The sequence below is a fragment of the Knoellia koreensis genome (assembly GCF_013041615.1).
Taxonomy (GTDB): domain Bacteria; phylum Actinomycetota; class Actinomycetes; order Actinomycetales; family Dermatophilaceae; genus Pedococcus; species Pedococcus koreensis.
Genome location: NZ_JABEPQ010000010.1, coordinates 1 through 12,505, shown reverse-complemented (window position 1 = coordinate 12,505; position 12,505 = coordinate 1). Strand labels below are relative to the sequence as shown.

Sequence of the window (12,505 nt, the reverse complement as noted above, 5' to 3'; positions counted from 1 at the left end):
CAACCCGGGCTTGGGTTTGGGCTCTGTCATCTACTCCAACCTTTCGAAACGGACGAAACGTAGCCGTCTCCTGGTTGGGTGTTTCAGCCGGGCTCTGGTGTATTAACTCTGACGCGGAAGGCCTGGTTCGTTTTCGTTGGGGGTTTCCCCCAGCAATCTTGCGGTCGTCACCGCCACTCCGGAGTGCTCGTCATCTACGGCTGAACCGGGATAACTCCCCTCACGCAGGCGCCGGCAGCACTCCACTCAGCACGTCCTACTCCAGACCCTGTCGACGCTGCCACCCGGTCCACGGCGGCGAGCGAGCCAAGGGCAACACGGTGACGTTGGGCGGCACCGTGCGGTCAGGTGGAGGCGCTTTGGTGAATGTCTGAGGGATGCCCGGCCAACGGGGTCACGTGCGTCTCCATGTAAGTGAACAGCGGGAGGTTGGAGAGGATGGCGTGGAGCTCGTCGTTCGAATCGACGTCGAACACTGAGTAGTTCGAGTACTCGCCGACGATGCGCCACAGGTGGATCCACTTGCCTTCGCGCTGCAGCTGCTGGGCGTAGTCCCTCTCCTGCCTCACGATCTGATCCCGGGTGTCACCGGGAAGATCGTGAGGCAGGTGGACGTCCATGCGAACGTGATAGAGCATCAGCTGGCGGGATCCAGCGTGATGTCGTATTGGACCAGAATGCTGCCGTCGGGCTGCTCTTGGGGGTCGAGCATGAGTTCGGGCTTGACGGCCTGGGCGATGTCGTCGTTGTTGTGGTCATCGCCGGGGAAGTAGAGCTGGGCGGTGAGCAGTTCGTGGCTCGGTGCGGAGACCTTGACGTGGATGTGGGCGGGCCGCCAGGCGTGCCAGCCCGCGGCCTCGATCAGGGCACCGGTCGCGCCGTCGTGTGGGATCTGGTACGGCTGGGGCTTGATGGTGTGGATGCGGAACTTCCCGTCGTCACCCACGGTGAAGACGCCGCGGAGGTTCCACTCCGGCTGACCCTCGGAGAACTGAGAGTAGAAGCCTGCGTCGTCGTCCTGCCAGACGTCGACCTTGCCCCCAGCCAGGGGGGTGCCGTCGGTGGACCTGATGACGCCTTCCCAGACCAGTGGGATGCCGGGCTCGTCGCGCTCGAGAATGGATCCTTCGGCGCCGCGCTCGGGTGCGCCCGGGACATAGTAGGGGCCCTCGATGGTGCCCTTGTTGCCCTTGCGGTGAGCAGTGGCCACCTCCTCGACTGCGTGCTCGACGAAGACATCGAGGAACAACGGCCACTCGCCGTCGGCACCGACCTGGATCAGCCACGCCTTGAGCGCGTTGTACTCGTCGTAGGTCACCTGGTGCTTGCGGATGGTGGCGTGGACGGCGCTGAGGACCTCGCGAGCCAGGGTGTCGACTCGGTCCTTGGGGACGTCCTTGACTGCGGCGAACGGGGACTTGTCCGCCTGGAACCGATCGGTTGCAGCTGCGCCGGAGGCCGACGCGGTAGCTGACTCGACTGTGGTCATGTTCTTCCTTCCATTCCTGTTGGTGCCACCTCCGGATGTTCCGGAGGGAGTCTGGTGCCCGGCCGTTCTCGGCTACTGGTCGAGGCGGTAGTGGGTGAGCTTCGATTCGTCGATCTCCACTGAGAGCCCTGCGCCCTGACGGACGACAAGCTCACCGTCGTGAATCTCGAGCGGGTCGGTGAGAAGGTCGTCACTCATGTCGAGGAAGTTGGACAACTCCGCTGCGCGGCGCGAGGTCAGGCTGAAGGCCGCCCCGAAGACGGCGGTGCACATGGTGCCTAGCTGTCCGTCGATCTGGTTCCCCATGACGACTTCGAGGCCGAGTCCTTCGGCGAGGTGGTGAACTCGTTGGCTCTGCGTGAACCCAGTCCTCGCGCACTTGATGCTCAGGGCTGTGGCCGAGCCGCCAAGGATCTCACGTGTGACCTCGGCGGGGGTGGTAACCGATTCGTCGGCGACGAAAGGGATGTCGAGGTGGTCGACCAACCATCGCCGACCGAGAACGTCATCCGCTGGGCACAGTTCCTCGGCGAAGCTCAGGCCGAGGTCGGACATCTCCCGCATCGCCTGGAGCGCCTCCGTTGCGCTCCAGCCGCGGTTGCCGTCGACGTAGAGTTCGATCTCGTTCCCGAAGCGCTCGCGAAGTGTCCGGACGACGACCGTGTCGAGGGTGTAGGGCTGCCGCCCGACCTTGACCTTGAAGGTCCGGATCCCGTGGGTCTCGATCATCCGCTCGGCTTCGGCGACCATCTTCGCCGGCTCTTCGAACCCGAGCATGTGTGAGACGCGCAGGCGGTCGGTGTACCCGCCGAGCAATGCGGTGACCGATTGGTTGAGGGTGCGTCCGAGGGCGTCCCACAAGGCGATGTCGATGGCGGACTTCGCTGCAGGATTGCCAACGGTGCGCTGGAGGCGCTGCTGTGCCCGTTCCCGGTCAAGGAGCGTGAGTCCGATCAGCTGCGGCGCGAAGACGGTCTCGATGACGGCCACGATGCCCGCCTGCGTCTCACCGTAGGTGAAGGGCCGCGGCGGCGCCTCGCCCACACCGACCACACCGTCATCGGTGTGGATCTTCACCAAGACGTGTTCGGCTGTGTGCACCTCGCCGCTGGCGAATCGCAGCGGCTTGACATACGGGATGGCGAACGGGATCGCCTCAATCTTGACGATCTTCACCGGCTGACCTCGTCGATGAACGAGCTGGACAGGCGCGCAAGCTCGTGATCGGCCGCGAGGACACCCACGACGGCGCTGACGACTGGACGCGGTTCCTCGGCGCGCCACCCGAGAGCTAGTTCGATAGTCCCGGCGTCGGCGATGTCACGGAACCGCACGCCGGCGAGCGGGAACGCTCGTGCTGAGGCCGGTACCAGGGCAATGCCCATGCCGGCAGCAACCAAGGACAGCAGGACAGCCGTCCCCGGCGCCTCGTGGGCGCGATCGGGGACGAATCCGGCTGCCCGGCATGCGCGAAGGATCGCATGGTTGACCGCGGAGTCGCGGCCGGCGTACCCGATGAAGTCGTCGTTGCGAAGGTCGATGAGTTGCGGGGCGGAGTGGCCGACGAGGCGGTGATCCTCCGGAACAGCCAAGATCAGGGACTCCTCCTCGATCATGTGGGTCGCGATGCCGTCGCCCACCACCGGAGGGCGCAGCAGTGCGATGTCGATGGCTCCGGTCCGCAACTCTTCGCACAGCTCGGGGGTGAGGAAGTCGCCGCGTACGTCGATTGCGATGTTGGGCAGTTCGCGTCTAAGAGTCCGGACGACATGAGGCAGGTGAGAGATCGCCGCGGTGCCGACGGTTCCCAGTCTGACCAGACCGTGCTTGCCGTCGGCTAGGCGTCGCACTCCCCGCATGCTGTCCTCGACAGCGGCCAAGATCCGCCGGCTCTCCTCGAGGAAAAACTCGCCCGCAGGCGTGAGCGCTACGTGACGGGTGGTCCGGTTCAACAGCGTCACGCCGAGCTCGGCTTCCAGTGACCGGATCGCCTGTGAGAGCGCGGGCTGAGCGATCAGCAGTCGCTCCGCAGCCTGTCCGAAGTGACAGGTCTCGGCGACAGCGGTGAAGTACCGAAGGTGACGCAGTTCCATATCGGGGCTTTCGTCTCTTGTCCGCCCACGGGTTGTGACGGGTATCACTTCACGGTAAGGGTTCTCTTCCATCACACACAAAGACCAATCACCCGTAGATTCATTGTTGAATCGCATAAATAGATCAGGCGCTCAGATGGACTATGGCGAGGTCGGCGACGGACTCCGGTGCCTCAACAGGCGCTAGGTGCCCCACGCCGGGTAGGACGGCGAGGTGGCCGTCCTGGACGCCCTCGGCGATCTCACGCAGCAGCGGGACCGGTGTCGGGCGGTCCTGGTCTCCGGCGATGGCGAGGACCGGCGCGGCGATCTCGGCGAGGCGGTCAGTGACGTCGAAACCAGCCAGGGCGTGGCAGACTTGGGCGTACCCGACCGGGTCGACCTCGAGGAGGCGCCGCGTGAAGGTGTCGGTGATGTCTGGCCGGCGTTGGGTGAAACCCGGGCCAAACCATCGCTGCAGCGAACCCTCAACCACCACTTCGGTGCCCTGGCCGGCGACCAGGTGTGCGCGTTCGCGCCACGATGCCGTATCCCCGAGCCGGGCTCCGGTACAGGCCAGGATTGCTCCGGAAATTCGTGGCCGATGCTCCAGGAGCAGGTGCAGTCCCACCGCGCCACCCACAGAATCTCCGGCATAGGCGAACCGCGGGTGAGCGAGGCCGTTCACCGCAAGGAAGCGGTCGACGGCGGTCACCACCCCTTGCGCGATGGACGCCATCGACACGGCGTGCTCCGATACCGATCGGTTCGTGCCGTGCCCGGGCAGTTCCCAGCCGAGCACGTGGAACTGGTCGGTCAAGAGAGCGGCCACCTCCCCCCACAGCTCTCGAACCGACGTTCCCAGCGAGGGACCGACGACCAGGAGCGGGCTTGCGCGGCTCGAGGTCAGCTCGACGGTGGAGATGACTGGTACGTCAAGGACGGTCATGCCTGGCCCTGCAGGAGTTCCTTCACGGAGAAGCTGAGGTCATCGGCCCGCTCAGGATCGATGCTGCGCCCCTCCCCCAGTGCTCGCTTGACGGCCAAGAAGTCCCGCGGGTTGTTGACCACGTCAGCGGCGATCAGGCGGTTGTTCTGGAAGTAGAGAACAGTGAGTCGGGTTGACTCCGCGCGCACGACGTAGGCGTCATACCCGTCGGAGATGCCGGCGATCTGGATCTTCAGGTCGGCCTGATCGGACCAGAACCATGCGACGCCGCGGCGTGGAGTCTCCACCCCGGTGAGCACGTGCGCGGCCAGCTTGGACTGTTCCAACGCGTTGTTCACCGACTCGATCGTCAAGCGCTGGCCGGGGAGGTTCGGGTGGGGTTGTTCGGCGCAGTCGCCCACCGCGACGACGCCGTCGATCGAGGTTCGGCCCGCCTGGTCCACCACGATCCCACGGCCACATTCCAGGCCCGCCTTCTCGGCGAGTTCTACATTGGGTAGGGCACCCACACCCACGATCACCACGTCGGCGGGAATGGTAGCTCCATCGGCGAGCCGGACGTGGGTGACCTGCCCGTCGACGTTGCCCACAAGTTCTACGACGCTCGTGTCGAGACGGATGTCGATGCCGGCTGCGGCATGCCTCTTCATCAGGTAGTCGGACAGGGGCGGCGCGCATACCCGGCCCAGGAGACGTGGCGTTGCCTCGAGGACGGTCACCTCAAGTCCACGTCGACGCGAGGCGGCGGCGACTTCAAGGCCGATGAAGCCGCCACCCACCACGACCAGCCGGGCCGTGTCGACAAGGGCGGTCCGGACCTGCTTGGCATCCTCGATGGTGCGCAGGGTGTACACCCCGACCAACGATGCGCCGGGCACCGGCAACTCACGCGCCCGGGCACCGGTGGCGAACGCAAGCTTCTCGAACTGCACCGTGGTTGCATCATCGAGCGTCGCGGTCCCACCCTTGTCGGCGAGGTCGACGCTCACGACCCGGCGGCCCTGTAGAACCTCGATATCGTGCTCGTCAAGGAACGCCGGTGCCCGCAGGGCGAGGTTGTCCTCGTCCTCCTTTCCTTCCAGGAAGCCCTTGGACAGCGGCGGCCGCTGGTAGGGAAGGTAAGGCTCGTCTCCGATCACCGTGACGTGGCCACCGAAGGCCAGGTCACGCAGTTCGGTGGCCACACCGAGTCCGGCTTCCCCCGCCCCCACGATCAGGACGTCGGTGTGCGACCGCGCGCCGCCTGCCTCGCTCACTGTTCGGGCGCAATCGTGAGTTCGAGGCCGTCGAGTTCCTCGGTCATCCGGAGCTGGCAGGACAGCCTGCTTCGCTCCTGGCGAGGTGTCTCGGCGTCATCGAGCATCTCGTCTTCAAAGTCCTCGGCCACACCCGTCGCCTCGATCCACTGAGGGTCGACGAAGACGTGGCAGGTGGCGCAGGCCAGCGCGCCGCCGCATTCGGCGACGATGCCAGGGACACCGAGCTTGATCGCGGTCTCCATCGCTGAGGCACCGACCCGGGCCTCCACCTTGTGGGTGGTGCCGTCGGGACTGTGGAAGATGATCGTCGGCATAGATGTTTCCTTCGAGATGCGGGCTTCAGAAGAGCTCGAAGTACTCGCGGTGCTCCCAGTCCGTCACGCCGTTCACGTAAGTTTCGGGGTCGGGGTTGGCCTCGACCCAGGCGTTGTAACGGGTGATCTCGCTGCGCTTCATGGTGACCATGTAGTCGATGAACACGTCACCGAAGGTCTTGCGGAAGAACGAGTCGGCCTCGAGTGCGTCCACGGCGTCGGCCAGGCTGGTGGGCAGCTGGGGCACATCGGCGGCGTACGGGTCCTCGCTGACCGGACCCGGGTCGACCTTGTTCAGGATCCCGTCAAGTCCCGACACGGTCTGGGCGGCGATGTAGAGATAGGGGTTGGCAGCCGAGTCACCGACCCGGTTCTCGACGTGGGAGGCTGTGTCATTGGGTGCACTGATTACCCGCATCATGGCCGCGCGGTTGTCCTTGCCCCAGGTGAGCCGGTCGGGCGCGAGGGAGTAGGGACGCCGGCGGCGGTAGCCGTTGATGGTCGGCGTGGTGAAAACCGAGGCTGCGATGCCGTGCTGGAGGCTGCCGCCGACGTAGTGCTGACCGAGTTCAGACAGCGGGGAGTTGTCGGTGGGGACCATCAGGTTCTCGCCGCTGCTCAGGTCGGCCAGCGAGGTGTGCAGGTGCCACCCGTTCGCGTAGAAGCCGGCGATCGCAGGGGTACACATGAAGGAGGCGATGTGTCCGCTGCGCTTGGCGATCTGCTTGACCGTGGTGCGGAACAGGGCCGCGGAGTCGGCAGCCTGGAGGCCCTCAAGGATGTCGAAAGTCGTTTCGACCTGGCTCGGCGCCCACTCGTCGTCGAAGGAGCGCAGCGGCAGCCCCATCTGCAGCAGGGCCTTGCGGATCGGCTTGAGGACATCGTCGATCTCGTCGAGGTGATCGACGAGGAGATAGTTGTAACCGCGAGCGACCGGCGCCACGTGCGGCGGATCCGCCGGAGACCCGGGAGCGCCCAAGGAGCCGCCGTCGAGCCGGTCGTCGACCAGCCGGGTGAGGTACCACTCCATCTCCACACCGGCGATGAGCTTGGCGCCGGTGGCGGCGAGGGCGGCCAGGGACTCCTTGAGGATGGTCCGGGGAGCGAGCGGGAAGGGTTGACCGTTGGTCATGTAGAGATCAGCGAAAACGAGGGCGGTGTTGTCCACCCAGGGCAGAATCGTGAAGGTGCCCGGATCCGGAACAGACTTCACGTTCGGGCTCCCACCCAAGCCGTCGATGGCGAAACCGCCGTCGGAGCTGAACGGGTTCAGCACGATCGCGTTCGCCGGGTCGAAGAAGAACGGGGCCATCGTGATCTCGTTGCCGGCCTCGAGCGCTGCAGCGTAGGCCGACACGGTCAGCGCCTTGCCGCGCAGGAGCCCGTGCTGGTCAGGCCACACCAGGCGAACGATCTCGATGCCGTGCTGCTTGATGGTCTCCAGCGACTGCTGGGCGGCAGCCTGCTGCTCTGCGGAGTAGAGACCGTACTGCTCGACGAACTTTGCGGTTGTTGCCACGGAAAACCTCCGAATGGGTTGCGGACTGGTTGATTTCGACCGGATGGGTTGACGACTCAAGAACTTGCGGGGCTGCTGCCCCTCAAGGCTTGAAGCCAGTCGACAACCAGTCGTTCTCCTGGCGACGGTTCTGTCGCCGCGAGCTCTTGACGTAGCGCCGGGACGTCGACGCCGAAGGAGGCGAGCTTGTCGCCTTCGAACCCGAGCAGGGTCTCGATGCCGGTTCGGTCCAGGTCTGGGTGGAATTGGATGGCCAGGACCGAGCCTGCTGACCATGCTTGGAGGTAGCGGTCAGAGACCGCGAGCGTCACTGCATCCGGTGGCGGCACCATCGTGTCGGAGTGGAACGAAAAGAACCGCCCCTCGAGGATCTCCCCGGCGTCATCGACGGCTTTTACGTCGATGAATCCGACCTCGAGGCCCTTGTCGCCTGCCAGCGCTCGGCCTCCGAGAGCCTCAGCGGCGAGTTGGGCCCCGAGGCACACGGCCATCGTCGGCACGTCAGCGTGGTATGCGGCGGCGATGTATTCCTTCTCCTCGAGAAGGTAGGGGTGGTTGGTCACGTCGTAGGCGCTCTGAGGTCCCCCTAGGACGATGACGCCAGCGAAGTCCTCGAGCGGGGGAAGGGCATCGCCTACAACGGGGCGGGCGACGTGGTACGGGACCCCGACCTCGTCGGCGGCCTTCGCTACCACTTCGAGGGATGGGTGCTTGATGTGTCCGATGACGAGCACCGGTCGTTGATCGTTCATGGTTGGGGTCTCGGTTCGATTCGTGTGTGCCAGGGGTCCCAGTGGTCGATTCCTGCCAGCGCGGCGAGCAGTTCGCTCGCGCTGTGACGGTCGACGGCGATCCAGGAGTCATCGGGATGAACCCGGTATGGGGTGAAGTCCCACAGCTTGAGGGACTTGGCCTGGGCGATGAGGGCGCGGGCCGCTTCGGCTTCCTTCTCCAGTCGGGCGACTCGACGTTGGAGCAGAGCGTTCTCGCGCCGTAGGCGCTCCAGCTCGGCAGAGTCAACACTTGAGGGCGTGGGCTCCGCGGCTTCCTCAGCTTCGGTGATGTCAGCCATGGCTCAGAAGACGATCGTGAGGTTCTCGTGGTACTGCTCGGAATCGAGCAAGTTGACCTGCTTGAGCCTGATCTTCCAGCCGTCGCCGTCCCGAGTGAGGACGTGCCCGTACCAGCCTGAGTAGGTCTTGGTCACGCCCGCACGAAACTCGTTGATGATGAAGTTTGACCGCACGAGGGTGTCCCCGCTGGCGTCCTCGAGGATTTCGGTGCTGCCCACGATCCGAACGGTTCGCGAGGCCGGAATCTGGCTGTAGGCCAAGCCGGTGCGGAGCCAGTAGACGCGGTCGGTGAGCCGGCGGCGGTCGTCGAAGGCGTGCGAGACCTCGGTTCGGGGCTCACCTCCGCCGGAGGTGACCGGCACCCAGTAAAGGCAGTCGTCGGTGAAGAGGTCCAGCCAGTCGTTGAACCGCCCCTCGTCGATCAGACGTGCTTCACGGACTAGGAACGCTGTCGCTTGGGTGTGGGTGGCCGGCTCCGGGGTCGGCCAGTCCTCGCCGAACCTGTCGCGGTAGTGGTCCAGGCGGTCGTACAAGGCACGGTCGACGTGGTAGGAGAAGGACGAGGTGTCGGCGTACTGTGCCGGAATCGGCGAGGTGCTCATGCCTGGGCTCCGTCCATGCGCTTGATCCATTCCGCGTAATAGCTCCGCATGTGCAGCTCGTCTGTGACGGCGGTGGAGATCACGCCGTCTTCGGTAGTGGTCTGCCAGCCGGTACCAAGCCCGCGGTTCATCAAGACCCATTCCTCCTCGACGACGTCAAGGCCTCGCTGGACCTCTTCGAAGTTGGCTTGGTCGTCGGGCTCGCCGAAGGCGGGGAAGTCTTCTTGGGTGCGCATCCGAACGGTGTTGACCTCGTCGGGGACCCCGCCGACCGAGGTGGCGTGCCACGTGAGCTGGGTGCGGTTGACGGCGAGGGGCTCGATCACCTGGATCTGGTTCCCGATGATCAGCAGGTTCGGGAAGATGCTGAGATTAATCTGGGCGCCCACGGCCAGGTCCAGGAGCTCGTCGGCGCGCTCCGGATAATTGGCGCGGATCTCCTCCTCGAACCTCTCCCGGCCGGGCTGGGGGCGCTGGTTGATCCAGAAGCCTCCCTCGTGGGCGGGCCGCTGGTCGATCACGCTGTGTCCGTTGCCAAGGGAGTAGGAACGCATCGGTCCGTCGTCTGGGGTGCGTCCGAAGTAGGACATGTCCTTGGACTCCCCCATCCGTGAGGCCATCTCCAGCAGCGATCGGTGCGAGAAAGAGGGGTGGTAGCCGTCGCCGGCGTTGTCGTAGGCCAACTTCCAGTTGCCGCGGTACCCCATCCGGTAGGCCGCGCTGCGGACGAAGACCTCGCCGTTGGGCGCCCGGTCGATCCAGTAGTCGAGCCACGTGGTGGCCGGCCCAAGCCAATCGGGCACCGAGGGGGCATCCTCACTGAGGGTGCCGAAGATGAAGCCACGGTAGGTCTCGATGCGATTGACCTTGCGCAGCCCGAACTGCGACTTGTCGAAGTCCATGCCGTAGCCCTCGGGCCACGGCGCGCCGACCAGCTCCCCGGTGTTGCGGAACGTCCACCCGTGGTACGGGCACTGGAAGCTCTTGGCAACCCCGGCCTCGTCGCGGCAGATGGTCGCGCCACGATGTGAACATCGGTTGAAGATGCCGTGGAGGGCGCCGTTGCGGTCTCGTGTCAAGAGCAGCGGTCGCTGGCCCATCCGCACCGAGAGATAGGAGTGGGGCTTCGGCAGCTGAGACTCGTGGGCCAGGTAGACCCACGACTGTCCACCGAAGACCTTGACGATCTCCTCCTCGAACACGGCCGGATCGGTGTAGAGGGTTCGATGAACCCGGTCCTCCAGGACGCGATTACTCCACCGACTCAGTTCGGTGAGCGCACCGCCAGAGACCGTCTCGCCGATTGTCATCTTTTTCTCGCCCCTCATCGAATGTTTGGTCATGCCCACTGGAGCCACTTCGCTGTGACCTTCGATTGCGCATAATGGCCCCGTGATCGGACGCTAGCGATCCCGTGGCGAGTAACACAAAGACCAAATCAAGGCGAATTGATCAGTAGAATCGATAAGTCTCAAAGTCGCCGGTCAGCTTCTCAGTACGGGTGCGCGGATGCACACCGAGCGGGACGTCCTTGATCTCGCCGGTGTCGAGGTCGACCTCGACCAGCCGCGGCCAGCTGACCGGTTCGGGCTGCTCGTAGGCCCGCTGGTTGACGGGCAGCGCGTCGATGTCGTGGGCGACGGTGTTCTCGCTTCTCTGGCGGCTGGCGTCGACCAGATGCTCGTTGTGCTGCGGCTTGGGCTGGCCAGATCTTGTGCTCGTCGTCGCAGTGCGCGCGCAGCCTGTCGCGGATCCGGTCGGTGAACGCCGTCAGGCAGTAGCGGTGCCACTCCTCGAGCGCGTCAATGGTCAGCGCCAGACCGGCGCGCCGGCGCTGGTCGGCCAGCACGGCGATCTCGTGGACCAGATGCGGGTGCACGGGCCAGCAGCCGGGATGAGGCCGGAGACGTCCCCGGGTGTACTCGCGGTTGAGCCAGATCACGACGTCCTCGCGCCACTTCCACAGGTCGTGACGCAACTCGGGGTCCAGGCAGGTTGTCAGCTCCAAGGGCTGCGGCAGCAGCGCGTGGCCGCCCAGCGCCTCTTCTTGTTCCTCTGTGCCGTTGATGGCGATGTGGAGCTCGCGGTAGGCGAGCCGGACGTGGTCGCCGGCGACGGGGAACGGGAAGACCATCAGTGTGAGCGCCGCCCGGCGGGTCTACTGCTCGGTGGTCACAGGTCACTCCTTGCGTGGTCGTTCTCGTCGCCGTAGCGACGTTCGGCCATCGCCTCCGCTTGCGCCATCACGTTCCGCACGCGCACGCCGCCCCCGGATGTGCGAGCGGAGTTGAGGCGCTCGCGCGGCGTGGCCGAGCTCCTTCTTGCGCGAGCGCGGGTGCTCGCCGAGCGCCTTGAGGGCGCGCTGGGCACGCTGGATGGCCTCGGAGCGCTCCTTCATCTGCATCGGTGCCTCTGTCATTCTCTCGGTCCCTTCTCGGTGCGGGTACGCGGCTGCGGGCCGTCGAGCTCGTCGTCCTGGATCTCGCCGGTGTCGAGGTCGACGAGCCCGAGCCTCGGCGGCCCGGCCGGCGCCGACGGCTGCGCGTGTACCCGCCTGTTGACCGGCAGCGCGTCGACGTCGTGGGCGAAGGCGTTCTCGCGCCGCTGGCGGCTGGCTTCGGCCAGGTGCTCGTTGTGTCGCGGCTTGGCCGGCCACGTCTTGTGCTCGTCGTCGCAGTGGGCCCGCAGCCTGTTGCGTATGCGGTCGGTGAACGCCGGCAGGCAGTAGCGGTGCCACTCCTTGAATCGGCCTGGGTTTCGTTCCTATCGGTTTCCCTGTCCGGCGGTCGCCGGGAGGCCTGATTCGAGGTCAGCGTAGTACGCGTCCTCGATCTCGATCGGGGTGCGCATGCCGAGTTCGCCGTGCAGGCGTTGATGGTTCCACCACCACACCCATTCGAGCGTCGCGAGCTCGGCCTGCTCGACGGTCCTCCAGGGGCCGCGCTGGCGGATCAGCTCGGTCTTGTAGAGGTTGTTGACCGCCTCGGCGAGGGCGTTGTCATACGAGTCCCCGACGGTTCCCGTCGAGGGTGTTGCGCCAAGCTCGACGACCCGGTCGGTGTAGACCATCGACATGTAGTTCGAGCCGTGATCGGCGTGATGGATCCGAGGTGCGTCTGAGTAAATGCACCAGTTGGCGGTTGAAATACCCAGCCAGGAGGCGGTGCTCATGGGTGATCCTGGCGGTGTTCTCGGCGGGTGGCAAGTCGGGCACGCCGGGCGTTGTCG

Annotated in this window: 13 protein-coding genes and 1 pseudogene; all 14 read right to left on the bottom strand. The window is 65.5% G+C overall.

Annotation, left to right across the window (positions count from 1 at the left end; genetic code table 11):
• Positions 1 to 344: 344 nt before the first annotated feature.
• Positions 345 to 638 (bottom strand): muconolactone Delta-isomerase, encoded by a 294-nt coding sequence (catC, locus tag HJG52_RS20225; protein WP_171245441.1) that lies wholly within the window; start codon positions 636 to 638, stop codon positions 345 to 347.
• Complete coding sequence (gene catA / locus HJG52_RS20220) at positions 638 to 1,489, bottom strand: catechol 1,2-dioxygenase (RefSeq protein WP_171245440.1); 852 nt, start codon at positions 1,487 to 1,489, stop codon at positions 638 to 640. The genes catC and catA overlap by 1 nt, the downstream gene beginning before the upstream one ends.
• Before the next feature lie 72 nt (positions 1,490 to 1,561).
• Positions 1,562 to 2,665, bottom strand: coding sequence for an enolase C-terminal domain-like protein (locus HJG52_RS20215; protein ID WP_171245439.1), 1,104 nt, complete (start codon positions 2,663 to 2,665; stop codon positions 1,562 to 1,564).
• Complete coding sequence (locus tag HJG52_RS20210; RefSeq protein ID WP_171245438.1) at positions 2,662 to 3,582, bottom strand: LysR substrate-binding domain-containing protein; 921 nt, start codon at positions 3,580 to 3,582, stop codon at positions 2,662 to 2,664. Before HJG52_RS20210 ends, HJG52_RS20215 begins: the two co-directional genes overlap by 4 nt.
• A gap of 124 nt (positions 3,583 to 3,706) precedes the next feature.
• Complete coding sequence (locus HJG52_RS20205) at positions 3,707 to 4,510, bottom strand: alpha/beta fold hydrolase (RefSeq protein WP_171245437.1); 804 nt, start codon at positions 4,508 to 4,510, stop codon at positions 3,707 to 3,709.
• On the bottom strand, positions 4,507 to 5,721 hold the full coding sequence (locus HJG52_RS20200) for an NAD(P)/FAD-dependent oxidoreductase (RefSeq protein WP_346767873.1): 1,215 nt from the start codon (positions 5,719 to 5,721) through the stop codon (positions 4,507 to 4,509). The genes HJG52_RS20205 and HJG52_RS20200 overlap by 4 nt, the downstream gene beginning before the upstream one ends.
• A gap of 41 nt (positions 5,722 to 5,762) precedes the next feature.
• Positions 5,763 to 6,083: a 2Fe-2S iron-sulfur cluster-binding protein gene (locus HJG52_RS20195; protein WP_171245436.1), complete on the bottom strand. Its 321-nt coding sequence runs from the start codon at positions 6,081 to 6,083 to the stop codon at positions 5,763 to 5,765.
• Positions 6,084 to 6,108: 25 nt separating this feature from the next.
• Positions 6,109 to 7,602, bottom strand: a complete 1,494-nt coding sequence (locus HJG52_RS20190) for a type I glutamate--ammonia ligase (protein ID WP_171245435.1) — start codon at positions 7,600 to 7,602, stop codon at positions 6,109 to 6,111.
• Between the two features lie 56 nt (positions 7,603 to 7,658).
• A complete protein-coding gene (locus HJG52_RS20185) occupies positions 7,659 to 8,354 on the bottom strand; it encodes a type 1 glutamine amidotransferase (protein WP_171245434.1) in 696 nt (231 codons plus the stop codon).
• Positions 8,351 to 8,674 (bottom strand): hypothetical protein, encoded by a 324-nt coding sequence (locus HJG52_RS20180; RefSeq protein WP_171245433.1) that lies wholly within the window; start codon positions 8,672 to 8,674, stop codon positions 8,351 to 8,353. The genes HJG52_RS20185 and HJG52_RS20180 overlap by 4 nt, the downstream gene beginning before the upstream one ends.
• A 3-nt stretch (positions 8,675 to 8,677) precedes the next feature.
• Complete coding sequence (locus tag HJG52_RS20175; protein ID WP_171245432.1) at positions 8,678 to 9,277, bottom strand: aromatic-ring-hydroxylating dioxygenase subunit beta; 600 nt, start codon at positions 9,275 to 9,277, stop codon at positions 8,678 to 8,680.
• Entirely contained in the window at positions 9,274 to 10,587 is a 1,314-nt protein-coding gene (locus HJG52_RS20170) for an aromatic ring-hydroxylating oxygenase subunit alpha (RefSeq protein WP_171245431.1), read from the bottom strand. The genes HJG52_RS20175 and HJG52_RS20170 overlap by 4 nt, the downstream gene beginning before the upstream one ends.
• Before the next feature lie 182 nt (positions 10,588 to 10,769).
• On the bottom strand, positions 10,770 to 11,411 hold the full coding sequence (locus tag HJG52_RS20165) for a hypothetical protein (protein ID WP_171245430.1): 642 nt from the start codon (positions 11,409 to 11,411) through the stop codon (positions 10,770 to 10,772).
• 629 nt (positions 11,412 to 12,040) lie between these two features.
• Positions 12,041 to 12,382: pseudogene (locus HJG52_RS20160) on the bottom strand (integrase core domain-containing protein); the annotation flags it as partial.
• Between the last annotated feature and the right edge of the window lie 123 nt (positions 12,383 to 12,505).